The following is a 25,071-nucleotide window of genomic DNA, read 5'->3' on the forward strand; positions in this document are numbered from 1 at the left end:
GCACTGCCCCTTCGTCGTCAACCCTGCAAGCATGCCGTACGTACCCGAATAGCGGGACTTGGCGTCCACGGATCGGGATCACGCGCCGCCCTCGACGCGCAGCACGCTGGCGATCGAGCGGACGATGTCGAGCGACCGGAGATCCTCGACGGTGGCCGCCAGGTTCGCGTCCGGCGCACCGTGGGTCACGATCACCAGCGTGGCGTCCTCGTCCCGGCCGGACTGCCGCACGGTCGCGATGGACACCTCGTGCTTGGCGAAGACGCCCGCCACGGTGGCCAGCACACCCTGGCGGTCGGCCACGTCGAGGCTGATGTGGTAGCGCGTAACGGACTCACCGATCGGACGGATCGGCAGGTGGGCGTACGAGCTCTCGCTCGGTGCGCGGGTGCCCGAGAGCCGGTTGCGCGCCGCCGCCACGATGTCGCCGAGCACGGCGCTGGCGGTGGGCGTACCCCCGGCTCCCCGGCCGTAGAACATCAGCTGCCCCGCGGCCTCGGCCTCGACGAAGACCGCGTTGAAGGCGTCGCCGACGCCGGCCAGCGGGTGGCTGCGCGGGATCATCGCCGGGTGCACCCGGACGCTGACCGAGTCGGTGCCCGCGGAGTCCGGGCCGCGCTGGGCGATGCACAGCAGCTTGATCGTGCAGCCCATCTCCTTGGCGCTGGCCATGTCGGCCGCCGTCACGCCGGTCATGCCCTCGCGGAACACGTCCGCGGCGGTGACCCGGGTGTGGAAGGCGAGCGAGGCGAGGATGGCGGCCTTGGCGGCGGCGTCGAAACCCTCCACGTCGGCGGTCGGGTCGGCCTCCGCGTACCCCAGCTCGGTGGCCTCGTCCAGGGCCTCGCCGAAACCGGCGCCGGTGGCGTCCATCGACGACAGGATGAAGTTGGTCGTGCCGTTCACAATGCCGGTGACCCGGGTGACGCGGTCGCCGTGCAGCGACTCACGCAGCGGGCGCAGCAGCGGGATCGCGCCGGCGACGGCGGCCTCGTAGTAGAGGTCGGCGCCGCCCTCGGCGGCGGCGTCGTGCAGGGTCGCACCGTCCTCGGCCAGCAGCGCCTTGTTGGCCGTGACCACGCTCTTGCCGGCCTTCAGCGACTCGGTGAGCCACGAGCGCGCGGGCTCGATGCCGCCGACCACCTCGATGACCACGTCCACGTCGTCGCGTTTGACCAGGCCGAGCGCGTCGGTGGTGAACAGCGCCGGGTCGATGTCGCTGCCGCGCTGCCGGCCCGGCCGGCGCACCGCGATGCCGACGAGCTCCAGCGGGGCGCCGATCCGGGCGGTCAGATCCTCGGACTGCTCGTGCAGCAGGCGCACGACCTCGCTGCCGACAGTGCCGCATCCGAGCAGGGCCAGGCGAACCGCGGGCTTCTCAGAACTCATCCCACATCCAATGCGAGCAGATCATCTTCGGTCTCCCGGCGGACGATCACGCGAGACGCGCCGTCGCGCACGGCGACCACCGGCGGCCGGGGCACGTGGTTGTAATTGCTGGCCATGCTCCGGCAGTACGCACCCGTACCGGGCACGGCGAGAAGATCTCCGGGCTGCACGTCGGCGGGCAGGAATTCATCCTTCACGACAATGTCCCCGGATTCACAATGCTTTCCCACGACGCGGGCGAGCAGCGGGGGCGCGTCGGACTCACGACCGGCCAGCGTGGCCGAGTACGAGGCGTCGTAGAGGGCGGTGCGGATGTTGTCGCTCATCCCGCCGTCCACGCTCACGTACGTCCGGATGCCGTCGACGTCCTTGACCGTGCCCACCTCGTACAGGGTGAACACAGCCGGTCCGACGATGGCCCGGCCGGGCTCGATCGAGAGCTTGGGGATTTTCAATGAAGAAGCGTCACACTCGCTGGCGACGATCTTGTTGATCCGCTTGGCCAGGTCGCCGGCCGGCGCCGGGTCGTCCTGGGTCGTGTAGGCGATGCCGAAGCCGCCGCCGAGGTCGAGCTCCTCGAGCTCGACGCCGCGCGCGTCGCGGATCTGCGCCTGCAGCTCCAGCACCCGCCGGGTGGCGACCTCGAAGCCGGACGTGTCGAAGATCTGCGAGCCGATGTGCGAGTGCAGCCCGTGCAGGTCCAGCACACCCTCGTCGAGGACCCGGATCGCCGCCTCGAACGCGGCCCCGCCGGCCAGCGAGAAGCCGAACTTCTGGTCCTCGTGCGCGGTGGCGATGAACTCGTGGGTGTGCGCCTCGACGCCGACGGTGACCCGGATCAGCACCTTCGGCCGCTTGCCGCTCTCCCGGGCCAGCGCGGTCAGCCGGTCGATCTCCTGGAACGAGTCCAGGATGATCCGGCCGACGCCCGCGTCCAGCGCCCGGGTCAGCTCGGAGATCGACTTGTTGTTGCCGTGGAAGCCCATCCGCTCGGCCGGGAAACCGGCCGCCAGCGCGACGGCCAGCTCGCCGCCGGAGCAGACGTCGAGGAAGAGGCCCTCCTCGTTGATGACCTTGACCACGGCCTTGCAGAGGAACGACTTGCCCGCGTAGTAGACATCCGCGCCGGCGAAGGCGGCCGCGAAATCGCGGCAGCGCGAGCGCAGGTCGTCCTCGTCCAGGAAGTACGCCGGAGTGCCGTGCTCGGCGGCCAGATCGAGCACGCTCACGCCGCCGATCTCCAGGGCGCCGGCCTTGGCGCGGCGCACGGTCCGCGGCCAGAGCTGCGGCACGAGCGCGTTCACGTTCTGCGGGGTACGCAGCCACGCCGGTCCCCGGTTGCCGATGTCGCCGTGCAGCGCCCCGGCCTCATGTGCCCGCATGACTACATCCTCTCGGGGGCGGAGACGCCCAGCAGTGCCAAACCGTTCGCGATCACCGTTCGGGTGGCGTCATTCAGCCACAGGCGGGAGCGTTGCAGGTCGGTGATCGGCTCGTCGCCCACGGGAAGCACCCGGCACTGGTCATAGAACCGGTGGTAATCGCCGGAGAGCCTCTCCAGGTAGTGGGCGATGCGGTGGGGCTGGCGCAGCTCGGCGGCGGTGGCCACCTCCTCGGGGTAGGACGCCAGCCGCTTGAGCAGGCTGTGCTCCTTCTCGTGGCTGAGCAGCTCCGGATGGAAGTCGTCCGGCTCGCCCCGGGTCAGGCCGACATCCGCGGCGTTGCGGGCGACCCCGGCCGTCCGTGCCGCGACATACCGGACGTAGTGCACCGGGTTGTCGTTGCTGGCGCGGGTCCACTGGGCGATGTCGATGTCGATCTGCGAGTCCGAGGAGAAGCGGGCCAGGGCGTACCGGGCCGCGTCCACGCCGAGCGCGTCGACGAAGTCCTCCAGCGTGATGACCGTGCCGGCCCGCTTGCTCATCCGCAGCGGCTCGCCGTCACGGACCAGGTTGACCAGCTGGCCGATGAGGATCTCGAGGTTGCTGTCCGGGTCGTCGCCGAAACACGCCGCCATGGCCCTCATCCGGCCGATGTAACCGTGGTGATCGGCGCCCAGCATGATCACGACGCGGTCGAAGCCACGCTTGCGCTTGTCCAGGTAGTAGGCACAGTCCGCGGCGAAGTACGTCCAGTCGCCGTCGGACTTGCGCAGCACCCGGTCCTTGTCGTCACCGAAGTCGGTGGTCCGCAGCCAGGTGGCGCCGTCGGCCTCGTAGATGTGTCCCTGCTCGCGCAGCCGGTCCAGGGCCTCCTGCAGCTCACCCCGGTCGTGCAGGTCCTTCTCGTTGAAGTACGTGTCGAAGTGCACGCCGAACTCGTCCAGCGACTGCCGGATCTCGGCGAACATCAGCTTGACGCCCTCGACCCGGAACACCTCCAGCGCCTCGTCCTCGCCGAGCTTCAGCGCGTCCGGCGCCTCGGCCAGCACCGCGGTGGCGATCTCCGCGATGTACGCGCCGCCGTAGCCGTCCTCGGGGGCCGGCTCACCCTTGGCTGCCGCGTACAGCGAACGGGCGAACCGGTCGATCTGCGAACCGGCGTCGTTGAAGTAGTACTCCGTGCCGACGTCGGCGCCGGCCGCCCGCAGCAGCCGGGACAGGGCGTCACCGACAGCCGCCCAGCGCACCCCGCCGATGTGCACGGGACCGGTGGGGTTGGCCGAGACGAACTCCAGGTTGATCCGCTGGCCGGCCAGGCGGTCGGTGCGGCCGTACTCCTGACCCGCCAGCACCACGTCGCGCGCCAGCACCCCGGCGGCGGCCGCGTCCAGGCGGATGTTGAGGAAGCCGGGCCCCGCGATCTCCACCGACTTGATGCCGGGACGGCTGCTGAGCTCGTCGGCGAGCGCCGCGGCCAGCTCACGCGGCGCGACACCGGCCTTCTTGGCGAGCTGCATGGCCATGGTCGACGCGTAGTCGCCGTGCTCGGGGTTTCGGGGTCGCTCCACCGTCGTGGTCTCCGGCAGCAGGGAGACATCCAGGCCGCGGGTGACGAATACGGCACGCGCAGCTGTGAGAACGGTGGAAGCGAGGTCAGCGGGAGTCACTGAGCCATGCTATCCGGGTAGACTTTGCCGCCCGGCGGCGTACCGGGGCCTGCTCGCGGGCCCGGCCCGACCTTTCCATCGGATTGACGAGGAACGATGAGCATGAGCACCCCGGGACCCGAGCGGGTCCCGTCCACCGTGAAGGTCGACAAGACGTCGGGCCAGGGCAAGCCGCCCGCGGCGAAGTCCGCCGGGGCCAAGTCCGGAACCCGCCCGGGCGCCCGCCCGCAGGGCAAGGGCGGCAAGGGCCGCAAGCCCACCGCGCCGGTGACGGTCAAGGGCAGCCGCAACTGGGGCCCGATCGCGGTGGCCGGTGTGGTCGTGCTGATCGCGGTCGGCATCATCGGGTACGGCGTGTTCGCCTCGATCAAGGGCACCGAGTCCTGGCAGGACAAGGCGGCCGGGATCGAGGGCGTGGTCAACTACCGCGCCCAGAACAACCCGGCGATCAACGCGCAGGACCACAAGGAGGGCCCGCTCACGTACGTGACGAACCCGCCGGTGGGTGGCGCACACAACTCCGTCTGGCAGAACTGCATGGGCGACGTGTACGCCCAGCCGATCGCCAACGAGCACGCCGTGCACAGCCTCGAGCACGGCGCCGTCTGGGTGACGTACAAGCAGGGTCTCGCCGCCGACCAGGTCGCCAAGCTGCAGGAGAAGGTCCAGGGCCGGGACTACATGTTGATGAGCCCGATCGCGAACCTGGACAAGAACATCTCCCTGCAGGCATGGGGCTACCAGCTCAAGGTCGACAACGCCGACGACAAGCGCATCGACCAGTTCATCCAGGCGCTGCGCCTGAACGCGTCACTGGAGCCGAACGCCGCCTGCTCGAGCGGTAACACGACGACCGGCCCGCTGCAGGCCGCAGCTCCTCCCGCGGGCAACTGATGGCAGTCTCGACCGAGTCGCCCGCCCCGGCCGAAGCCGACGCGAACGACACCACCACCCCGGCCGGCCGCCACCGGTTCGGGGCGGTGTGGCTCGCCGCCGTACTGGTCTTCGGCCTGCTCGTCGGGCTGGCCATCGGCCTGCTCGGCCCGCGCCTGACCACCCCCGGCGACGACTCGGCCGAGGCTGGCTTCCTGCGCGACATGAGCACCCACCACGCCCAAGCGGTGGAGATGTCGATGATCGCCCACGCCGGCTCGACCGACCCGGAGGTCATCTCCCTGAGCGCGGACATCGCCCTGACCCAGCACGGCCAGATCGGCTACATGCAAGCCTGGCTGCGCGACTGGCACCTGAGCCCGACGGCGTCGACACCCCCGATGACCTGGATGAAGGACTCGGCGGGCTCGGTGCAGAACGGCCTGATGCCGGGCATGGCCACCCCGGCCCAGCTGGCCGACCTCCGCAAGGCGACCGGCAAGACCCTCGACGTGCAGTACCTGACCCTCATGCGCCAGCACCACCTGGGCGGCATCCACATGGCCCAGGAGATTCTCGAGGAATCGGACAACACCGACGTCACGTGGCTGGCGGAGTCCCAGGTCCGCGGCCAGCAGGGCGAGATCAACCTGATCGACTTGATGCTGAAAAGGCTCCAGGCAACCTGACCGGCGGCGCGCCGCGGAACCGATTGGCGAGGGCTCCGCGGCGCCTGCTAGGCTCAGTTCCGCTGAGCCCCCGTAGCTCAGGGGATAGAGCGTCGCCCTCCGGAGGCGAAAGCGCAGGTTCGAATCCTGCCGGGGGCACAAGAGTCCACCAGCAGCATCGGGCCACTGACCAGCTCAAACCGGGTCGGTGGCCTTCTTCGTCTGTCCGGCCGAATCCGGCCGTCACTGGTCCTCGACGGCCAGTCCTGCCGAATACGTGCCGAAGCTCGCCGAGTACTCCCCCCGAGTGCGACGCGCAGTACGAGCAGCCTGGCCCGAGCCGGGACCTTCGGGCGCTTCAGTGGAGTTTTGCAGCGCCCGCATACCGGTCGGCGACAGATGGCGGCCAGGTCCGGGCGGACGCGGCGGGTTCCGTGCGGCACTTGCGACGTCGTCGTGGCTGTCGATCTCACGACAGCCACGACCGTCCAACTTCGTCATACCCCTCCGTTAGCGTTGTCAGTGCAGAAGAGGGGTGACTGGTGAACGACCAAGAACGTGAGGACTTGCTGGCCTCCTGGGTACAGCCTTCAAGCGCCACAGAAAAAGATCAACAAGAGCGAGCAGAACGCATGGTCAGCGACGCCATCAAGGCGTGGCCAGCGCTCAGGAACACAAGCATGCGAATCTACGCGAAGGGTTCGTATCCCAATAACACGAATGTTCGAGCTGATAGCGATGTCGACATCGTGGTTGAGTGCCACGAGTGTACATACTTTGATTATGAGCCCGGCGTAACGCCTGCGGGCTCAGGCTCTTCGTACACAGGAAAATGGGAGCCGGAACTTTGGCGGCAAGAAGTCGGGAACGCACTACGATCCCACTTCGGCGCGCAAGGAGTCGACCTAACCGGCCGAGTAGCACTCAACGTCAAAGCCGTCGAGGGGAGCCGGCCCAGCGCCGACGTTGTGCCGAGCTTCCATTACGTCCGCTATGTTGACCCCAATCGGACTAGAAAACACGACGGAAGCTGCGTCTTCGATACTGACCAGACGCAGATTGTGAACTGGCCGCAGCAGCAACTCGACAACGGTCGAGCAAAAAACACATCAACTGACTACCGATACAAAAAGTATGTTCGCGCCCTGAAGCGCTGTGAAAATAAACTCGTCGAAATCGGTGAGATCGAAGATCTGCCCTCGTATTTCATGGAATGCCTGATTTGGAATGTCGAGGACTCGACTCTGAAGTCAGGTGCAAACCTTCAAGCGGGGTTTCGCGCAACCCTCTTCGAATTGTGGGACGGTATTGAAAAAGGCGTGGCGCAGGAGAGCTGGGTTGAACCCAACGAGCTAAAGTGGTTATTCAAAGGCCACAACAAGTGGACGACGGCCGACGCCAAGAAACTTGTCCAGGCGACGTGGACGTTTCTGGACTACGGTTCATAAAGCATGCGCCGGCCCGTCAAGGCAGTTCGGATAACTGCATTCGGCGTCAGCTTTGGTTACTCGCTAGCGCTGCACCTCTCAGGACTGAGCCTGGAGCAAGATGCTAAGCGCGTCATCGCATACCTTCCTGCGGCGGCAGTGCTGCTATTAATTGCATGGGATCTTTGGATTTGGCGCTGGCCGCTCGTATGTAGACTCACGCCGAGGCCACGCATCGACGGCCTTTGGGAAACGCTCTTGATGCCCACGGAAGAGAGCCACATACCTGCCGGCGGCAACCGAGGACCAATAACCGCCTACGCGGTAATAACCCAGAGCTACTGGAGCATTGCGATTCGGCAATACACCACCGAAAGTAGCAGCATCAGCCGTTCGTTTTTCTGGGACAACTCCGATGGCACCGGGACCGAGTCGATCATCTTCACCTACGACAACACGCCGATGAGAAAGCACATCAAGAGGAGCCCGCGCCATCTAGGAACCTGCGTACTACGCCCTGGACATCGTCACCCAACCAAGCTCACAGGGTCATATTTCACCGACCGCTACACGCAGGGAGACATGGAACTGAAGCTGATTAGTCGCAATGTAGACGTTGGATCCTACGTGGAGGCCACCGACGCAGCCCAGAAGGCCGCTACACAACCTAAAAGCCGATCCTGGATTCCTTGGCCACGATCTTAGCGCTTTAAACGACCATATCATTCTGGGCTCAGTCTTCGTATGCCGTAGGCAGCCTCGACGCGACGCCTTAGCTCGAATTCTCCACCGTCCAAACACTTCGCATAGTTCCTCCAAAGGACTTCCGGTGACTGTCCTGCCCACTCTGCAACCTGAGTCGGCGAGATGCCCGCGTTGAGCCAAGTCGACACGGCCGCGTGCCGCAGATCGTATGGCGTCTCAACCAGCGGCGAGCCCGCAACCTCCGGCGTGAATACTGCCGCTCGGGCCTGTCGCCAAATGCGATTGATCGTCAAGATCGGCAGCTCGTCCTTGTTGCGCTCTCCCACGAATAGCCGGCCGCCCGACCCAAGCCCGAACTCGTTGATGTGGTTCCGCAGGATCGCCGTAAGCGGCGGCGGGCATGGCACCTCTCGCGTCTCCCCCACGGCGCGTTGCTTGAGTTGGCGGGAGTCGCGGTTCCGGCCGCTGTCCGTCCAGGGCCTGCCAGCGTGCGGCTCGGCCGTCTCCAGAACGAACTTGCCCCACTCGTGATCCTTGGCCGGCAGCACGAGGTTTCGGGGAACGATGATTCCCGCAGCCTCCTCCGGTCGGAGCGCCGCGTAGTAGAGACAGGCGTAGAACGCAACCACCCGTGGGCCGGTCCTCCCCTGCTCGTGCACGCCAGCGAGCAGGGTCCGCACCTGCATCGGGTTGGCGACCCTGCGGCGGTCAATGCCGCTGGAGGCCGTTCTTGGCGGCGTCCATTTCATGGTCGGCCATGGGTTGGCGGTCAGTGCGTTGATTTCCAGCCCGTGTTCAAGCATTGCCGTGAAGATCTTCCGGCGACGTGTGACGACCACAGCAGAGCCCGGTTTGCCGTCCAACCTCAGCGTCAACCCGTCCAGAGCCGTCCTCACTACCGCGGTGTTGGCAAGATCGGCGGCGGGACGCGTGTTGCGCTCGATCCAGGAAAGCGCAGCACGAACGCTGGCCGGCATGTCCTCGCGGTCACGCGACGGAGTGTTGAACGCCCACCGTCGTAGGGCGGTGCGAATCACGCGATCGTCCGGCTTCCCCCGCGCGCTCGTGAACAAGAACGGCAGCGCTGCCGTCAGCGCCTCGGCCGTCGTCTTGCGAGTCATGGCGGCCGACCGAGGCCACTTCAGGTCTACGTACCTGCACGCCAGCTCGTAGCACGAGATCTGTGCGCCAACTCGACTCATCGATACCGGCAGGCCCGTGGAGACATCGAACGCCTCGCCCTTGCGGGCCGCGCTGGTCAGCTCCGAGCGGAAGCTCTCCGCGAGCCGCTTCTCCTTGAACGGCTCCTTCTTGGCCGCGCCAGCGACACTCCACCGAACCCAGTGCGTCGTCGTGCGCGCGCCACGGTAGACGTCAGTCTTGTGAATCCGCACGTCGTATGTCGTCGGCATCTATGCCGCCCTCTCCTCGTGCTCGTCCAGCCAACGCTCGAATTCGGTCCGACGGATCCGCAGTTCGCCGTTCGGGAGCTTGATGCACCTGGGGGCCAGGCGTTTGGCTCGCCAGTCGTAGAAGGTGGATCGCGCGATATCCATCTCCGCGCAGAACTCGGCAACGGTCAGGTGAGCCCTGGGCGCCGCGTCAGCTCGTCCAGGACGACTCCGGCGCACCCGTTCCTGCGCCAGGTCGATGATCGGATCGTTCGTGGCCTGTTTGCTGGCCAAGGTCGGGCCTCCTTGAGTCGTGTACAGCGCCTCGCTCATGACCGGGACTGGCGGCGGACAGGAGGACCGCGCGGTGCATGTCTCGAAGCGCTCCGCAGAATCCGCGCAATCCGCGGATTGATGGCCGGCCGAGCACTTCGCGGATTCTGCGGATTCCGCGGAGGGCAACGCGCGGTCATGAGGCCCGTCCGGCACTGATCGGCTGGACGGTGCCCACAGGCCGCACGACCTCCGGGTGGACGAGCCATGCCGGCGACGGCGCACGTCCCGCACCACGGCGCTCGGGTGCTGGGGCAGCGGCGAGGTACCCGTGACCCACCAGAATGTTGAGGGCTGGGTCGAGATCCGCGGCCTTGCGAAACCTGCCTCGGGACAGAACGCTGAAAAGGTCGCGCTTGGTGAAGCGCTCGGTCTGGGTGCGCTCGATCCAGCTCAAGATGTGCCGGGCATCATCGACGACCGGATCAGCGCCCATGTCGTCGAAGGCAGCCAAGGCGTGATCGGCGAAGTAGGCGCCGATGGTTGCGGCCCGATTGAACGTCTCGGCGCTGATCGAGCCGTGCGGACCGTCCTCACCGAGGTGGATGAGGCCCGCTATCCGTGCGGTGGCACCCGCGTACTTGCTGGCCCAGTCGACGATGTGCGCCCAATTTCCCGAGGGCGCCAGGCGCGGCTCGACGTCGCGCTCTATGGCGAGCATTCGCTCGTTGGCATCGGGACCGAGGGGCAGAACGACGGGGTCACGCCGGTCGGCCAGGCCGAGCACGAGGGCGCTCAGCTTCTCGGTGTACGCGTCGCTGATCGCGCTCGGGACCGGGTCGGCGCCGATACGGCGGCGCCCGACGGTGTTCTCCGGAACAGCGAAGAGGATGCGTGCGAGTAGCCCCTTGCCGCGGAACCCGGGCATCTGCGCGATGTCGCGCAGCACCTCCGGTTGCACGGCCAGGCCGAGGGTCAGCGCAGGCCGATCAACATGCTCTGCAGGCCGGGACCGGCGGTCGACGCGGAGCATGTCGCCGGCATGGCCTTTGAGGAAGACTTCGAGGTTCGGGGCGCCGGAGTAGCGGCCGGCGAGGGTGGCGAAGATGCCGCCTTCGGGCGAGAGGACGGCGAGCCGGCCGTTCTGCTCGGCGAGTAAGGATGCGGCTTGCTCGCTGGTGACGTCGTCGGCCACCAGGCGCGGCAGCGGCGGCACGGTGATGGCCTCGGCGGTCATCGCGGCGGCGGTCGCGTCAGCGAGTAGTCGCTCACGGCGAGCGGGGTCGGCGGCGGCAGCAGCGTTCGCCGCTCGGTCAGCGGCCTTGGCGGCGACCCGGAGGGCAAGGTCGGCCTCGACGATCGCAGGTTTGGTCCGCTCGACCAGGGCAGCCTCGGCCGCGAGTAGCGGCCTGATCAGGGCGGCGAAGACGGCGGACTTGCGTGAGCCGGGCGGCAGGACCACGACGGTGAACAGGTTCGCCGGCTCGCTCCACGAGCCGCGGACTTCGACCTCCGCGCGGCCACCGGCGGCGGTCGACAGTGCGGCGAGCGCGATGCAGCCGGCGAGGTCCGGAGGCGTCTGGGTGAAGTCGGTGACTGCCGCCACCATGTCACCGACCCACGCGGGCAACGCGCCAACCGGGAACGGTCGGGGCGCGTGCCGGGCGGTCAGCGGGATCGGTGTGGGCCAGGCCGGCTCCGGCGCGGCGTTGAGCAGCACTCGACCGCCGCTGATGACGTCGGCGGTATCGGCGCCACTGGCGGCAAGCTGCGCCAACCTTGTGCCAAGGCTGGCGACATCACGTCGCCGGGCATGCCCGGCGACGATGCGGGCGTAGTGCGCGGCGTTCGCCGTGGTGGGTACGGCGGCAACGAGGGTGTGCAGGTACGGAGCGCCACCGAGGCGGCCGAGCTTGCCCGATTCGGCGAGGTGCGCCGTGACACTGATCGGGTCGCCGGGCGCTCCGGCAGTGTGCAGGTCGATGAGGGTGCGCCACAGTTCAGCGTGCGCGGGCCGGTGGAAGTCGGCGGGCGCCACGATCGCGGCCAGGTCGACGACGAGGCCCGGGGCAAGCAGCGCAGCGCCGATCACGGCCTGCTCTGCGGCCTCGTCGTGCGGTGGTGTGCGGGTCACGGTGGCGGTTTCCTCTGTGGACTCGGGATCAGCGGGTGCCGTCGCGGTGAATGCGGGTGGCCTGGTGGTAGAGGTGCCGGCCGAGCCGGATGCGGATGCCGGTGGCATCGCAGCGGCGGCACGGGCGGCTGCGTAGCCCTCGTGCGGCGCCGATGCGGCCAAGGCCGGCGCAGCGGCGGCAGGTGCCGAACGGCGAGACGGCGCATACGATCGCGTAGCCGAGAGTGACGAAGGCCAGGGCGGGGCAGAGCAGGCTAGCGGCGATGCGGATGAGGTCCACGGGTGTCCTCCGAAGGCGATTTCGGGTGTACTCGACTACGGGCGCTAGCGGGCTAGCATCCTGATGGCGGTGGGTTTTGAGGGCTAGCGGCGCCGCTAGACCTAGCGGGTGCGAGGGCTAGGTCTAGCGGTTTGCTAGCCCTATGCGGCTCGGCGTCGCTGGTTGCGTTCGGTAACCGCTACCGCGATGTCGTCGCGGTGGATGCCTTTGCGATTGGCCTTGTCGCCGGTGGTCGGGTCGGTGCCCCAGACCTGCCGGCCGACCGGGATGCCGAACGGCTTGAGGGCGGCGGCCACCTGCTCGGGCTTCCATCCGCCGTAGACGTCAGGCCGCAGCTCGGCAAGCCGCGCTGCGACGGTCTCGGACCACACCTTGGGTTCCGTTGGCGGGATGACGGTGAGGATGTCGTCGAGCAGCGTGCCGGCGACGTCGACGGTCTCGGCCTGGTCGCCGGCCGCGTAGCCGGTGATGGTGCCGGCGGCCTCGCGCAGGGCACGTGCTCGGGTGATGACGGCGTCGATCTCCGCGATGGGTGTGCGGTTGGTCCGCACGGTGACGGCTTCTTCGACGGCGCCGGAGTCGTCAGCGCCGAGCAGGATGCCGACTCCCTTGTGCGCCCGCTGGAACCGCGACGAGTCGTGGCCGGCGGTGTACGAGCCGGCGCCAAGCACAGCCTCGGATGACTGCCAGGTCATCGTCTTGAGCGCGAATCGCGTACCGATGTTGTCGCGCAGATCGGTGGGCACGGCCTTGCCGTCAGGCTTCTGCGTGGCCAGGGAGATCATGATCCCGACCGAGGGGCCGACCTTGCACAGTTCGGTCAGCAGGGCCACGATCTCGTCGCCGTGGACCGGGTGGCCGCTGTAGCGCTGGAACTCGTCGATCGAGACGAGGATCGGCCACAGCTTGAGCGAACGTCGCTCGGCAATCGCCCGGGTCACCTTCGATTCGGGGCAGATGTCGGCCGGCAGGGTCGAGATGGTGTCGTAGCGGCGGTTCATGTCGGCCACCAGCGCGCGCAGGTCCTCGACCAGCGCCAGGACCACCTCGTCCCTGACCCCGAAGCCGACCCGGTGCGCGATGCGTTCGAACGTCCGCCAGTCCTGTCCGCCCTTGCCGTCGTAGATGTGCAGCTCGACGAGGACGTCCAGCGCGCAGGCAAGCGCCGGAAGCCGCGCGGCGAACGTCTTGCCCATCCGCGGGATCGCGCCGATCAGCAGGGAGGTGAACATGAGCAGCAGCCGCACCGGACGGCCGCGCTGGTCCTCGCCGAACGGGAACGGCTCGAACACGTCCACGACGCCCTTGGCGATGAGCGGCCACAGACCGGAGGGCTTCGCGTACGGGTCCTCGTCGGCCACCCACAGCGCCAGGCGCCGCGCGGAGCCGGCGGTGCCGCGGACCCGTTCGGGCCAGACCTGCACCTCGTCCAGGTCGAGGCCGGCGGCGAGGTCGTTGCGCTTCTTGATGGCGGTGTCGGCCTTGGTCCCGAACGGCAGGTCGATGACGGCTCGCCAGCCGGGTCCTTCGCGCATGATCGGCGCCGGAAAGGCGATCGGGTCGTCGGCCTTGCACAGCCCGGCGGCCAGGAACGCGCGCATCAGCACGTCGGCGGTCAGCTTCCGGACCCGAGGTTTGACGGCGGCGACGTCGACCAGCGGCTTGTCCGCCGATGAGCCGATCACCCCCAGGACGCCGACGAGCGCGGCGAGGGTCGCGTACCAGGCCCACCTCGGGGTCGCGATGAGCAACGCCGTGACGGCGAACGCGCCGAGGGTCAGCGAGGCGAGCAGGATCAGCGTCCGGAGGCGTACCCGGCCGTCGCGTTGCCGCGACAGCTTCAGGTATTGCTCGGCGTCCTCGCGCCGGACGGCGGCGAGCCGCACGGGCATCCCCTCGGCGTCGGTCGCCCACCGGGCGGTGCCGGCGACGGAACGCAGCAGGCCGCGCGGTGCACGGACGGCGAGCCGGCCGGCGTAGAGCGGGAGGCGGGTCAGGTGGTAGACGCTGACGTGGGTGTAGTGCCCGACGATCCACCGCGTCAGAGCACGGGCCTCGGTGGCGGACCGCAGCCACGCGGGCAGGATCGGCCGCCGGGTCGCGGAGCCACCGGCCAGGGTGGACGTGGGCGAGTCGACGGGGAGCGGTACGTCGCCGAGGTCGTCGTGTTCGTCGTCGATGTCGGCGGACCAGTTCTCCGGCCGGCGCTGCCGGCGAACGGTGCCGAGGTCTACGACGTCGCCTATCTCGGCCTCGGCAGCGGTCCAGTCGAACTCGCCGTCAGGGTTCGGGGTTGCCATGATGGGGGTTCCTCCGGGAGGTCAGTTGGCCGATCGGGTGGGCCGGGGCGCGGCCGGTGGTTGTCGAGGCCGGAAGGCCGCGCCCCGGGCATAGCTACCGTTCGAGGTCGTCGATGACGTCGCCGTTGTCGTCGGTCGCGGTGACGATCAGCCGTGGGAAGGCACCGACGTCGAAGCCCACGACGAAGCCAGCCACGGCGGGAGGCAGATCAACCCGGACAGCTGTGCCATCGACGGTGTGGACGACTGCCTTGCTGGAGTCGACGGCCGCGTCGGCTGCGTCGGTCACGACAGTGCGCAAGTACAAGGCGACCGGGCACGAATGGTGGTCGCTGGGGTGGCCTCGCCATCCGCCGAATTGCAGCATGCGGGCGACGTCCTCGGCGTTGTCGCCGAGGGCGTTCAGGACCATGGCGAGCCGGTGTTGTGCGCTGTTGGACATGGCTGTTCTCCGTTGCTCAGGTCGTGGTTGCTCAGGTCGTGGTGGTGGACAGGTGCCGGCGGACGGTCCGGTCCGTGACGCCGAGCCGTCGGGCGATCTCCTGGGCGGGCAGGTCGGGGTGTCGTGCGCGGAGCCGTGCGACCGCCTTGCCGGTGTCCCGCTTCCGAGCCGGACGCTTCGGCGTTGCCCTCGCCGCGTCCGGTGTCGGTTCCGGGGTGATGTCCGGTTGGCTGTCCGCCTGCGTGTCCGTCGCCGTGTCCGGCCTGTCGGGCGAGGGCTGGAGTCGTCCGGCCAGCTCGACGAGGCAGACCGACGCGACCACGATCAGGCCGTCCACGGACAGCGGGATCAGGTACGGCGCGGCGCCGACCTCGCCGTACCTGGACGCGACGCCCGTCATGTGCCAGTAGGACACCCACGCCGCGATGGCCGCGATGGTGGCGGTTGCCGCGAGCCGTACTGCGGTCAGCGAACGGCGCTGCACCGGTATCCGTGAGATCAGCTCAACGGTCAGCAGCAGGGCCAGCGGCGGCCACGCCGCGATGGCCTGGCTGATCGGATTCGGCAGGGCGTGCAGGATGTTCGCCGCGACCGAGGTCGCGACGCCGAGGAGCAAGGCACCCCGCACGCCCCACCGAACACGAGTCAATTGAGTGGTGGTCACTTGCTGCCGCCCAGCGATTGACCGATGGAGGTCAGGCCAGAGCGAACGCCGTCGACCAGGGCTCGGGACGGCTCGACGAGTACGCCGTTGCTGCCGGCGATGACCAGGCCGAGCATCAGTGCGCAGATCGCGGCGAAGACGATGCGTCCGCGGGTCTTGCGGTCGATGCCGAGCATCACGAGGGCAGAGATCAGGATCAGGGAGAAGATTCCGAGGCTCATGGGAGTCTCCAGATCAGTCCGGGTTTGGCCGCGCTGGTGCCGGCCGCCGGGCGGATGTCGCGGGCTGTGTGGCGCTCCGGCATCAGGCCACCTCGTCGATGGAGCGGAGGTAGCGCTCGACCAGGGCGACCATCTCCCGTAGGACGCGGTTCTGGGCGCGGCGCAGCCGGCGCCAGTCGAGCTGGGTCGGGGCCGGCTCTGCGGTGAGGAATCGGATCTCGGCGTCGACCAGGGCGATCTCGGCTTCGAGGAGGCGCTGTTCGCGCTCGATCGCGGCGAGGTGGGCGGGAGTCGGTTCGTCAGGGATGTGGTTGCGGTACACGGGGTTCCTTCCGGGTCGTTGCCGACCGGATCCGGCAAGCTCCGAATACAACGTCGCGTTGTGTTCATGCGCGGACGCTACAACGTGGCGTTGTATTCGAGCAAGCTGTGACGTCCGGTCAGCGATGCATGATCAAGGGAGCGGGATGAGAGACAGCCAGGTCACGGCGAAGTCGGACACAAGGTCGGGACGCAAGGTCGGACACTAAGTCGGTACGCTCGCCCGTGATGGCCGAGACGAGCGGTGAGCTACCCCAGGACTGGTGGACGACCGAGGATGTGCTGGCGTTCCTGCGGTCAGTAGGAGCGCCGATCAGTCGTGTCACCTGGGCGGCCTACGTGTCGCGCGGCCAGGCTCCGGCCGCTGACCGGATGTTCGGGCGCTCGCCCGCCTGGCGGCCGGCGGCGGTCAGGGAGTGGCAAGCCTCCCGGCCGCGCCGTGGGTCACTGGAAGCCTGACCGGGCATCGGTTCCTCACCTCCTTCGTCTGCGCTGCTTTCTGGTGAGACCCAGTCAACCGGGAAAGCCCTGCGCTGCCGATGAGGCAACAACCATCCTCGATGCATCTCCGGTGCAGTTTCGGTGAAGAAGAAGCCCCGGACGCCGGTGGCGTCCGGGGCTCATCACTTGCGGCTCGGCCTATGTGCGGTCCAGCAGAACCACGGCGACGTTGAGCGCGTCCCGCAACGTTCGGGCTTCGTCTGCCGTCAGGTGCGCGACTGCCGGCCCGCTCCAACCGGTACCGGTCGCCAACTCGATCTGATCTGCCTCGTCGCGGCGGACGACGTTCACGACGACAGCGAAACTCTCGCTCAATACATCCACCTCGGCAATGAGGTGCGCATGCTCGGTTACCCCATGCTTGTGGTCGCTCGTGCAGTAGAGCGGACATTGCTTCCGAGGCGTTGTTGCCTGCTTAGCGGCCATACCTGGCTCCCCTGTTCGGAGTGGCCCCTGTGGCGGGAGAACGCCAGTGGGGCTGGCGCGACGGGCGTCCCCAAAAAGATACAGACGTCTAGACGCATACGCCACTAGCCGTGCACCTGACCGTACTTAAAGTAAGCATGTGATTACCCCGGATCGCGAAGGCGCTGCCTATCGGCAGCTTGCCGGCATCCTCCGGGATCGCATCAGTAGCGGAGAGCTACCGCCGGGACAGCGGATGCCGTCGGAGAAAGACCTCCACGACGAGTTCGGCCTGGCACGCGAAACCGTCCGCCGCGCCCTAGCCGTGCTGCGGGCCGAGGGTTTGATCGACGTTCGCCACGGCCACGGCACCTTCGTCGCCGAGGCCCCCGGGCGGATCGAACTCCGGCCCGGCGACAGCGCCACCTCGACGGCCGCCGTGACCGTCACCCGCGCTAACGGCGACACCGAGACCTACCCCGCCGGCACCACCCTCGCGGTGACCACCTGATCGATGGCGACCGATCCGCGCCGAACCGATTTCGCGCAGACCAGTCTGTCTCGATCGCCAGCCCGGGTGGTGATCCCGTGAGCCAACCGGCCCGGCACACAGTCATCGATCAGTGGACAGGCCGACACGCCACCGCCCTGCAAGCGGCACTGCGCATGTCGCAGGACGAGATGGCCGCACTCATCGGCGTCGCCAAACGCACGATCGCCTCCTGGAGCGAACGGTCGGACATCGTCATCCGACCCGAACTGCAGCGGGCTCTAGATACCGCCTACCAACGCGCCGACGAGCCGGCGAAGCTCCGCTTCGCCCGCCAGCTCAAGGCCGAGGACGACGCCGAGGCAGCAGCGGCCGGCGGCGCCGTCCCGCTCACCGTGGCCATCGCCGTGGTGGTGAACGACGCGGAGGTCCTGCTGGTCTGCCGACGTGACGCCGACCCGAGCGGCATCACCTGGCAGTTCCCCGCCGGCATCGTCAAACCCGGCGCGAACCCGGCCACCGTCGCCACCCGCGAAACGCTCGCCGAGACCGGCATCCACTGCACCGTGCGCACCGAGCTGGGCAGCCGCGTCCACCCGCTCTCCGGCGTCCACGCCAGCTACTTCCTCTGCGACTACCTCGCCGGCGAAGTCGAAAACCGAGACGTCATCGAGAACACCAGCGCCCTCTGGGCGCCCGCGGAAGACGTCACGCGATTCATCCCGAAACAGCGCATCTACGCGCCAGTCCTACACGCCCTGGAGGGCAACGAATGAGTGAGTCGACCGCCGAAGAGCGTCCGTCCATCGCGGCGGCCATCATCGTCAACGAGGGCCGGGTCTTGATGGTCCGTCGCCGGGTGAAAGAGGGCCAGTTGTCCTGGCAGTTCCCGGCCGGCGAGGTAGAGGCCGGCGAGTCGGCCGACGACGCCGCGGTCCGGGAGACACTGGAGGAAACCGGCCTGACCGTGCGGGCAACGGGCGACCTCGGTTCGCGCGTGCATCCGAACACCGGACGGACCATGTCGTACTTCGCCTGCGAGGTCATCAGCGGGACGGCGTACGTGGCGGACGCCGAGGAGCTGGCAGAGGTGGCGTGGTGCGACCGCGCCACCCTTACCGACTACGTCCCCTACCCGTTTTTCGGGCCGGTGCAAGAACACCTAGACGCCAACTTGCGCTGACGTCCGCGGCTCAGGCCGCGTTGAGCAGATCGGCAAGCCGAGCCCGGACCACACCGTCATGGAAGTGGTCCGGCAGCGCAACGCCACCAACAGACTGCCGGGTAGAAACCACATCGTCGAGCGTGCTCGACGGCAGCGCCTCGGTGAGGTGGACGCACTCAGCAGCAAAGCGCCGAGCCTCGTCGATCAGCCCGATCTCGCGCAGCCGGACGGCGAGCGCGAAGGCATACTCGGCCGCAGCCCGATCGTCCTGGTAGAAACGCTCTTCTTCGTACTGCTTGCGAACCTCGCTCAGCGAGGGACGCTGCGCGACGTCTTCCTCAACCATCAGAACAGGAACCGCTCAGCCGCGCTCGGGTACTCGAACAGCTCAGCGCCGTCGAACCACAGGTCGACCTCGTACTTGGCCTCTTCGACGTTGCCGGAGGCGTGGATGAGGTTGGCAGCGACCGTGTGCTTGGCCTCGGTGTACGCCTTCGAGGTGTGGGCGAAGTCCCCGCGGATCGTCCCAGGAGCAGACAGGTTCGGGAACGTAGACCCCACTAGCCGACGAACGTTGGCGACAGCCTCAACACCCTCCAAGACCAAGGCGATGACCGGACCAGACTGCATGAAGGTCGCAGTCACGTCGAACACTGACTTGCCGAACCGCTCTTCGAGGTCGAAGTAGTGCTTACGGGCCAAGTCGGCATCCATCCGCACCATCTTGGTACCCACGACCTTCAGGCCGGCCTCCTCAAACCGCTGAAGGATTCGGCCGGACAGCCCACGAGCAACCGCATCAGGCTTCAGCAGAACAAGAGTCCGCTCGACAGCACCCATAACCAACGCTCCACTTCAATCGTGAGGGGCCAGGATACCGCACAAGTAGAGTTGTGAATCTGGCGGTGTCGATCGCTAGCCATCGTCTAAATTCTTGGGAGTTTATCCCATTTGCCGAACGGCGGAGTTCCTCCTATCACGGTAGGCCAGTAGCTTGCTTCGCAACTCAATAAGACTACCGTTCAATCGAGCCCAGCTCGATCGCCAGCGCTCGTCAAACGACTCGCTTCGCTGCGCAAGATGCCTCGCCTCGTCAACCAGGGCGTTCAGCACTTCAACGATTGAACGGAGCTCCGGATCAGTCATCGAAGTGACTTCTAGACGCGTCGGACCTTTAGGTAACGGACAACCTGTATACACGCAGATCGAGCGGCTTACAGAGACAAGCATCCGCTGAAGCCTTGTACGAACCAAATACGCTGACTTAGGATCGGCCGACACTGCCATCACCTCATCTACCCTGGCGACGCATCCATCAAGCTGCAACACTCTTTACCTCCTGTACAAGTTGCCGCCCTCTGCCAAGCCACGTCGCAACGTAGGCGTAATCGGTGCCGTCCGGCCAAGCGTATCCGCGCGCAAGAGCAATCCGATGTTGGTACAGCGACGAAAACTCCATCGCAATTTGCATAGGCAGTTTTCGCGCACGACAGAAGTAAGCTGTCGGCTCATGGCGCCCAAACCGCGGCGTGTCCAACAAGTAACAACCAAGAATTGAAGCATGCCGAACAACAGTTGCGATCGACGCCGCTTCAAACTCCGCACTAGAATCCTTGAGTCGGATAGCCAGAGCAACGTCATCCAGCGCAGCTTCAAACGATTCTACGTCTCTTCTGGCATGTCTATACGGTGGCAGGCTGCTTAGAAGCGCTTCGTACGACGAAACACCAACATCGTCGCCACCCAGGATCTTGCCGTCTTGACGTAGGTGGGATAGGAACGGCGCCCCTCCTTCGCTCATTCGCCGAAACTCGTCCCAATGGTAGTTGCTCAGAGAGACCTTGCTTTGAGGCAGCGCGCTGCCGAGAATCCCAGCGTCTTCTAGCGCGTTGGGTGGCGCCTCTCCGACACTCAGGACGTCGACGTCGCTAACCCCGTCCGCTTGTTCCCGAGCATGTGACCCGTAAAGGACAATAACGAATCCACTCATCGCCAGCGCTCATAAATCGATCGAAACAACAGCGAGAATGTCAATCCAGCAAAGAGAAGCGCCGAGAGCACCTCCAGAAATGCCACCAACTGAGTGAATCCAGAGCGATACTCGATTGGCGAAATCTCTGACCCAGGAAGCATAGAAGCAACGCTGGCCAGCCAAATATCAGTCCAGTCTGCGGAGCGATTCTGTCTAGCCAAACCCTCGCGCCCGAGCAGGAAGAGAAAGGGAAAGACCAAGAAGGTCGCTGCTGCCCAATTTCTAAGCACAACGAGGTAGCTTCTCTTGTATCCCCAAAGCCATCCACGAACCCTGCTACCAACGTATTCGAAGAAGCAAGAAACTCGATCCGTTAAGTCAAATTTCTCTTTGTGGTACTCAGTTGAGCCGGCAAACGCTTGACGGAGGTGCTTCTCGTGAGCCGCAACCGCCTCTTGACGATACCATTCGGCATCCTTCAAAGCTCCCGAGGCTCTTGCCTCATCAGACATGTTCATACAGAGGTGGTAACGGAGATTAGGCTCGGCTGGCAAAAGGCTCTGTAACCCCCGGCGCGGGATCCAACACCCCTTGAAATTGTTGTACATCCTAAAATCCGACGTACGTATATCAATTTTAGTGAAATCGCACTCGATAAACTTCGAGGACGAAAATTTGGACGATTCTATCCTCGTGCCCCTGAAGTAGCAATCGACGAAGACGCAGTTGCTGAAGTCGACGGAATCCATGACGCAGTCTTTAAAACTAATGTTCGCGAAGGTGCAGTGTGCGAAACTTAGTCGACTTAGATTCTGGCCGTCGATCCGCTGGCCCGCGAAGATCAAATCACTTGTGGGTCCTTGCTCGGCGACAGCAGCGGCCAGATCGCCGTGTGCTCGCCCCAAAAGGTATGCGCCCGCTTGCATCGAAGCGTTGTACCACAGCACCGCTCCAGCCGTCGCCTGGCCAAGTCCGCGCCCCTCGCAAGAACCGGCTGCGGCCAGCCTGTTCATCCTGGACGCAACAGCGCTCCAGCCTGCACCGATGCGCTAAACCGAACGGCCGGCGCCGTTCCCGAGGCGGCGTTGCCATGAACGGTCCAAACTGTCTTAATGAGACCCAAGCGCTAGCCTAGCTTGAAGCACCAGCGCAGCGACGCTCCCTCGCACGGCCTACGCAGCCCCACCGATTGACGTACCGAGCCGACGGGATTGGTCGGGGATCACCGTAGTATTGTCGCTGGCCCCAGTCCTTCTGTTAGTTCGAGTGAGCCCAATTCCATACTCTCTGGTGAGTTCGGCGAGGCTCCCGTGGACGCGCTCTTCCGTTGCCTCATAGTTCAGGCGCTTCTGGAAGAAACGGAGCTTGCGCTCAGCCTCATCGAAAATTTGGCCCCAGCTCAGTACCCATACATCATAGTTTCGCTGTCTGACCGCGTGCCCAGGCTCACGGTCCGCCTGACGGATGTCGTCTTCGATGTCTGGATCGATGTCGTAGGTGGCAAGAACAAACTTCCACTTGCCTCTACCGTGAACATACTGTGGGTCTTTCACGATTGCGCGAGCATAAGACTTCACCTGTTCCAATTCTTCCGAGCCGACCTGCAAGCTCGGCCGCTTCAGCTCGACAATCAGGCGTTGTGTGTGGTGTTCGTCTCCGACATTCCGGAACATGACGATGTCAACACGTCCGCTGCGCCCATCCGCTCGCTTGACACTTTGAATTCGATTCTCCAGTTGTACCTCCGAGCCGAGAAGACTCAAGTGCTGCCCCAGTACCGAGGTCAGCCCTTGTTCCGTTTGAGAGAAGTTCCACTCCTCTCCAAACAGCCAGAGGTTGCTTGCAATCATAGGATGCAGTTGGTCGATTTCCCGCAGCGCGCTGCGCTTGTTGTTGTCCGCTAGGACGTTCCTCAACGCGGAAATAAAATTGAGGCGGTCAACAACAGTCTTGGCCGACGATATGACGTGGGCCAAGTGAGTCTCCTTAATGAGACTCGTTAGGTCTGCCCGTTCCTCATCCGACAAGGCGAGTACGTTGTCGAGAATTGCATGCAGGTCGGACGGGTCGTTCTCTAACGCAGTTCGGAGTAATTGGATCTGAAGTTTACGAGGCGTAGGCTTATTGGCCAGCGCAGACCTTGCAACGGTCACGACAAGATCGAACGTCTGCCGCTCGGCTTCCTTGGTCTCGCTCAGGTCTTTCCCGTCGTACGGATAGATGCCCTCCTCCTGGAGGAGATCCACCACGTTCCTTGAGATTTCACGTTGCCTCTGGGTGACGTGTCGCTGCACCGCCTCGGCGGCTGATTGGATCAATGCCGAATCGGCCATCGGAATATTATGGACTCGGCTCGAATCGAGGTCGTCAAATCTCGACGAGATGAGGTAGGGCGTGAAGGAAAGGACTGAATTGGCATATGCCTGACCGATGTTTATGAGGCCCTTGTTGTTGCTGTCACAGACGACGAGTTTTTGATCGGAGACTCGTTCCTTCCACTCGACAAACCTGATGATCGGGGCTCGCGAGTCCGCCATGTATTCGGGTGGGAGATCAAAGTTGAGTGTGACCTCTTGCTCTATAGCCTCGCTCGGGTCTAGCTCGTGTCCGTCATAGTTGATCACTACCCCCGGATACGCCAGTAGATAGAAGCTGAACCTTGCTAGAAGACGCGGGACTGCCACCTCTGGCTCAAGGCTGCGGAGGCGGCGTTCATCTGGGATACGCACGCTGAACTCTGTACCGACGCGATCATCAGCGGGCACGTCCATGGGGTCGATGTTCCACACGAGTGGGCGGCTTTGATTGCCTCTGACGCGCGCGCCGACTAGTCTTGAATCGGCTTCCGCCACGGACTCCCAGGTCGGATCTGGACCTAAAGAGAGCGCAAATAGCCTACCTTCGCCGTTTCGTCCGTGAAGGATTCGGCTCTGCTGTTTTGAGATACGTGTTTTCTTTTTCCACGTGTCGCCGTATTCCGGATAGAATTCTTTGGCTTCCTCGAAAGTGAATCCATGCCCGTCATCCGTTACCTTGAGGCCCGTCAGGGCACCGCCAAGATTCCGTTCCAGTTCGATCGTTACCGTCTGAGCATCCGCATCGAGGCTGTTCCAGATCAGTTCCTCGATCGTTTCCATCGGCTTCTTGTTAAGGAACTGCCTGATCTTGGATTCGCCGACTGTAAGGTGGACCTCAGGCATGACAAGCACCCTTCGTGTCGATGCAGTCACAAGGCGTTGATGAGCTTACCTTGAAGGAGCTTCGGCTCACAGAGGCAACAGCCGTCCCAGGTGATCCATCATGGCTGGAGCCCGAAACTTGTTGCGCAGGTGCAATCGATGAGGCTGGCGGCGATCGCCGCTAGCATCTGCCAGATAGGTGCCGAAACACCTCGGCGAGTTGCTGACCGTACCGCGTTCATGCAGGTCAAGACGAGTGCAGGACAGCGTATGCCGTCGCCCTCCGGAGGCGAAAGCGCAGGTTCGAATCCTGCCGGGGGCACAAAGTTTCACCAGGCATTATTGGGTCACTGACCAGCACAAACTGGTTCGGTGGCCTTTTTGGTCTGCCCAGCCAGCCGAGCGGGATGGCGCGGCACTCGGGTGCCGCGCCGTCCGCGTCGCGGTTCAGGCGGTGATCACCACCCAGTAGGCCTCGCCGTCGAGGAGCCGGCTCTGCTGGTACATGTTGCCGAGGCGGCCACCCGCCCTGGTGTTGTCATCCAGGTCGACATCCTCCACGCTCACCGTCGCCGGGTTGCCGCCCTGGTCGCTGGATGCGAACGGGTACTCGTCGCAGGAGCCCGTGGGCAGCGGAACGAACTTGCCGCACACCGCTCGGCGGTTGGCCTCCTGCTTCGTCTTGTCCGACTCGTAGGTGAGCGGAGAACCGTCGCCGACCCGGCCCGGGTGAGCCGCCAGGCGCTGCTGGGCGTCGAGGATGTGCGCGGCCGTCTCGTTCACCCCGCTGTCGCTCACCGACAGCCCGTACACGCCGCCGGCGTCACGGAAGACGCAGCCGGTGGTCTTGCTGCGCTCCCGTCGAGCAGACCAGGCTGGACGTGATCCCGCCGCCGACCAGCAGGTCACCGCTGCCCGACACCGGGGTGATCCACGTTTCGTAGGTGTAGTTGGCGCCGCCGTTGACGACGTGGCTATTGCGTCACTTCCGGACTGGTCTTCATCTTGACGCCGTGGCCGACGCGGTGCCCGAGACGGAGCAGGCCAGGATCAAGCCGGTGATCCCGGCGAAGATGGCGTTTCTTGTTCTGCGCATGGTGCCCTCCGATGGGTGGTCCTTCATGGACCGAGGGAGTTGACCAACCGCTACGCAGGCCCGCGTAGCGGTTATGGCCCCTCGGGCTGCCCGGTCGGACAGAACGCTGGCCGGTACCTGTCACCC

General features: G+C 65.6%; 27 protein-coding genes and 2 tRNA genes. 11 read left to right on the forward strand and 18 right to left on the reverse strand.

The window, feature by feature from the left end:
- Positions 1–78 precede the first annotated feature (78 nt).
- The 3 genes from ACQP2Y_RS40965 to argS are packed head-to-tail and all read right to left on the reverse strand — an operon-like array spanning position 79 to position 4,438.
- Positions 79–1,389 (reverse strand): homoserine dehydrogenase, encoded by a 1,311-nt coding sequence (locus ACQP2Y_RS40965; protein ID WP_360550315.1) that lies wholly within the window; start codon positions 1,387–1,389, stop codon positions 79–81.
- Complete coding sequence (gene lysA, locus ACQP2Y_RS40970) at positions 1,386–2,771, reverse strand: diaminopimelate decarboxylase (RefSeq protein ID WP_433721721.1); 1,386 nt, start codon at positions 2,769–2,771, stop codon at positions 1,386–1,388. The genes ACQP2Y_RS40965 and lysA overlap by 4 nt, the downstream gene beginning before the upstream one ends.
- A gap of 2 nt (positions 2,772–2,773) precedes the next feature.
- Positions 2,774–4,438 carry an arginine--tRNA ligase gene (gene argS / locus ACQP2Y_RS40975; RefSeq protein ID WP_433721722.1) on the reverse strand — a complete coding sequence of 555 codons (1,665 nt, stop codon included), beginning with the start codon at positions 4,436–4,438 and terminating at the stop codon, positions 2,774–2,776.
- Positions 4,439–4,534: 96 nt separating this feature from the next.
- Here argS and ACQP2Y_RS40980 point away from each other — a divergent pair, with 96 nt between their 5' ends.
- The 5 genes from ACQP2Y_RS40980 (at position 4,535) to ACQP2Y_RS41000 (ending at position 8,111) form a co-directional block, all read left to right on the forward strand.
- Entirely contained in the window at positions 4,535–5,332 is a 798-nt protein-coding gene (locus ACQP2Y_RS40980; protein WP_433721723.1) for a DUF3105 domain-containing protein, read from the forward strand.
- On the forward strand, positions 5,332–6,000 hold the full coding sequence (locus ACQP2Y_RS40985; protein ID WP_433721724.1) for a DUF305 domain-containing protein: 669 nt from the start codon (positions 5,332–5,334) through the stop codon (positions 5,998–6,000). Before ACQP2Y_RS40980 ends, ACQP2Y_RS40985 begins: the two co-directional genes overlap by 1 nt.
- Positions 6,001–6,066: 66 nt before the next feature.
- Positions 6,067–6,138 (forward strand) — tRNA-Arg (locus ACQP2Y_RS40990).
- Between the two features lie 383 nt (positions 6,139–6,521).
- Positions 6,522–7,427 carry a nucleotidyltransferase domain-containing protein gene (locus tag ACQP2Y_RS40995; RefSeq protein WP_433721725.1) on the forward strand — a complete coding sequence of 302 codons (906 nt, stop codon included), beginning with the start codon at positions 6,522–6,524 and terminating at the stop codon, positions 7,425–7,427.
- Between the two features lie 240 nt (positions 7,428–7,667).
- Positions 7,668–8,111: a hypothetical protein gene (locus tag ACQP2Y_RS41000; protein WP_433732270.1), complete on the forward strand. Its 444-nt coding sequence runs from the start codon at positions 7,668–7,670 to the stop codon at positions 8,109–8,111.
- Positions 8,112–8,128: 17 nt separating this feature from the next.
- On the opposite strand, the gene ACQP2Y_RS41005 is transcribed toward ACQP2Y_RS41000, so the two are convergent.
- From ACQP2Y_RS41005 to ACQP2Y_RS41045, 9 genes are all read right to left on the reverse strand, one after another.
- Complete coding sequence (locus tag ACQP2Y_RS41005; protein ID WP_433721726.1) at positions 8,129–9,523, reverse strand: tyrosine-type recombinase/integrase; 1,395 nt, start codon at positions 9,521–9,523, stop codon at positions 8,129–8,131.
- Positions 9,524–9,835 carry a helix-turn-helix transcriptional regulator gene (locus ACQP2Y_RS41010; RefSeq protein ID WP_433721727.1) on the reverse strand — a complete coding sequence of 104 codons (312 nt, stop codon included), beginning with the start codon at positions 9,833–9,835 and terminating at the stop codon, positions 9,524–9,526.
- A 136-nt stretch (positions 9,836–9,971) separates the two neighbouring features.
- Positions 9,972–11,909, reverse strand: coding sequence for a DUF3987 domain-containing protein (locus ACQP2Y_RS41015; protein WP_433721728.1), 1,938 nt, complete (start codon positions 11,907–11,909; stop codon positions 9,972–9,974).
- Between the two features lie 28 nt (positions 11,910–11,937).
- A complete protein-coding gene (locus ACQP2Y_RS41020; RefSeq protein ID WP_433721729.1) occupies positions 11,938–12,189 on the reverse strand; it encodes a hypothetical protein in 252 nt (83 codons plus the stop codon).
- Between the two features lie 140 nt (positions 12,190–12,329).
- Entirely contained in the window at positions 12,330–14,489 is a 2,160-nt protein-coding gene (locus ACQP2Y_RS41025; protein ID WP_433721730.1) for a cell division protein FtsK, read from the reverse strand.
- A 94-nt stretch (positions 14,490–14,583) separates the two neighbouring features.
- Positions 14,584–14,931 (reverse strand): hypothetical protein, encoded by a 348-nt coding sequence (locus tag ACQP2Y_RS41030; RefSeq protein WP_433721731.1) that lies wholly within the window; start codon positions 14,929–14,931, stop codon positions 14,584–14,586.
- Between the two features lie 31 nt (positions 14,932–14,962).
- The gene (locus ACQP2Y_RS41035) at positions 14,963–15,559 is read right to left on the reverse strand and encodes a helix-turn-helix domain-containing protein (RefSeq protein ID WP_433721732.1); all 597 of its coding nucleotides are present in this window, start codon (positions 15,557–15,559) and stop codon (positions 14,963–14,965) included.
- Positions 15,560–15,591: 32 nt separating this feature from the next.
- Positions 15,592–15,816, reverse strand: coding sequence for a hypothetical protein (locus tag ACQP2Y_RS41040; RefSeq protein WP_433721733.1), 225 nt, complete (start codon positions 15,814–15,816; stop codon positions 15,592–15,594).
- Between the two features lie 82 nt (positions 15,817–15,898).
- Positions 15,899–16,138, reverse strand: a complete 240-nt coding sequence (locus ACQP2Y_RS41045) for a DUF6284 family protein (protein ID WP_433721734.1) — start codon at positions 16,136–16,138, stop codon at positions 15,899–15,901.
- A 227-nt stretch (positions 16,139–16,365) separates the two neighbouring features.
- Here ACQP2Y_RS41045 and ACQP2Y_RS41050 point away from each other — a divergent pair, with 227 nt between their 5' ends.
- The gene (locus ACQP2Y_RS41050; RefSeq protein WP_433721735.1) at positions 16,366–16,596 is read left to right on the forward strand and encodes a helix-turn-helix transcriptional regulator; all 231 of its coding nucleotides are present in this window, start codon (positions 16,366–16,368) and stop codon (positions 16,594–16,596) included.
- 180 nt (positions 16,597–16,776) lie between these two features.
- Here the strand turns inward: ACQP2Y_RS41050 and ACQP2Y_RS41055 are convergent, their stop codons facing one another.
- A complete protein-coding gene (locus ACQP2Y_RS41055) occupies positions 16,777–17,064 on the reverse strand; it encodes a hypothetical protein (RefSeq protein WP_433721736.1) in 288 nt (95 codons plus the stop codon).
- A 139-nt stretch (positions 17,065–17,203) separates the two neighbouring features.
- Here ACQP2Y_RS41055 and ACQP2Y_RS41060 point away from each other — a divergent pair, with 139 nt between their 5' ends.
- The 3 genes from ACQP2Y_RS41060 (at position 17,204) to ACQP2Y_RS41070 (ending at position 18,716) form a co-directional block, all read left to right on the forward strand.
- Positions 17,204–17,554, forward strand: a complete 351-nt coding sequence (locus tag ACQP2Y_RS41060) for a winged helix-turn-helix domain-containing protein (RefSeq protein WP_433721737.1) — start codon at positions 17,204–17,206, stop codon at positions 17,552–17,554.
- 77 nt (positions 17,555–17,631) lie between these two features.
- Positions 17,632–18,309 (forward strand): NUDIX domain-containing protein, encoded by a 678-nt coding sequence (locus ACQP2Y_RS41065; protein ID WP_433721738.1) that lies wholly within the window; start codon positions 17,632–17,634, stop codon positions 18,307–18,309.
- Positions 18,306–18,716 carry an NUDIX hydrolase gene (locus tag ACQP2Y_RS41070; RefSeq protein WP_433721739.1) on the forward strand — a complete coding sequence of 137 codons (411 nt, stop codon included), beginning with the start codon at positions 18,306–18,308 and terminating at the stop codon, positions 18,714–18,716. Before ACQP2Y_RS41065 ends, ACQP2Y_RS41070 begins: the two co-directional genes overlap by 4 nt.
- 10 nt (positions 18,717–18,726) lie before the next feature.
- Here the strand turns inward: ACQP2Y_RS41070 and ACQP2Y_RS41075 are convergent, their stop codons facing one another.
- From ACQP2Y_RS41075 to ACQP2Y_RS41090, 4 genes are all read right to left on the reverse strand, one after another.
- Complete coding sequence (locus ACQP2Y_RS41075) at positions 18,727–19,044, reverse strand: hypothetical protein (RefSeq protein WP_433721740.1); 318 nt, start codon at positions 19,042–19,044, stop codon at positions 18,727–18,729.
- Positions 19,044–19,538, reverse strand: coding sequence for a nucleoside-diphosphate kinase (locus tag ACQP2Y_RS41080; RefSeq protein WP_433721741.1), 495 nt, complete (start codon positions 19,536–19,538; stop codon positions 19,044–19,046). Before ACQP2Y_RS41080 ends, ACQP2Y_RS41075 begins: the two co-directional genes overlap by 1 nt.
- A 1,146-nt stretch (positions 19,539–20,684) precedes the next feature.
- Positions 20,685–21,683, reverse strand: coding sequence for a pentapeptide repeat-containing protein (locus ACQP2Y_RS41085; protein ID WP_433721742.1), 999 nt, complete (start codon positions 21,681–21,683; stop codon positions 20,685–20,687).
- Positions 21,684–21,842: 159 nt separating this feature from the next.
- On the reverse strand, positions 21,843–23,870 hold the full coding sequence (locus ACQP2Y_RS41090; RefSeq protein WP_433721743.1) for an ATP-binding protein: 2,028 nt from the start codon (positions 23,868–23,870) through the stop codon (positions 21,843–21,845).
- A gap of 192 nt (positions 23,871–24,062) precedes the next feature.
- On the opposite strand from ACQP2Y_RS41090, the gene ACQP2Y_RS41095 reads away from it, so the two are divergent.
- Positions 24,063–24,168: transfer RNA gene (locus tag ACQP2Y_RS41095), tRNA-Arg, on the forward strand.
- 128 nt (positions 24,169–24,296) lie between these two features.
- On the opposite strand, the gene ACQP2Y_RS41100 is transcribed toward ACQP2Y_RS41095, so the two are convergent.
- Positions 24,297–24,647: a NucA/NucB deoxyribonuclease domain-containing protein gene (locus ACQP2Y_RS41100; protein WP_433721744.1), complete on the reverse strand. Its 351-nt coding sequence runs from the start codon at positions 24,645–24,647 to the stop codon at positions 24,297–24,299.
- 215 nt (positions 24,648–24,862) lie between these two features.
- Here ACQP2Y_RS41100 and ACQP2Y_RS41105 point away from each other — a divergent pair, with 215 nt between their 5' ends.
- The gene (locus tag ACQP2Y_RS41105) at positions 24,863–24,988 is read left to right on the forward strand and encodes a hypothetical protein (RefSeq protein WP_433721745.1); all 126 of its coding nucleotides are present in this window, start codon (positions 24,863–24,865) and stop codon (positions 24,986–24,988) included.
- Positions 24,989–25,071: the final 83 nt, after the last annotated feature.

The organism is Actinoplanes sp. CA-051413 (assembly GCF_050955795.1).
Classification (GTDB): domain Bacteria; phylum Actinomycetota; class Actinomycetes; order Mycobacteriales; family Micromonosporaceae; genus Actinoplanes.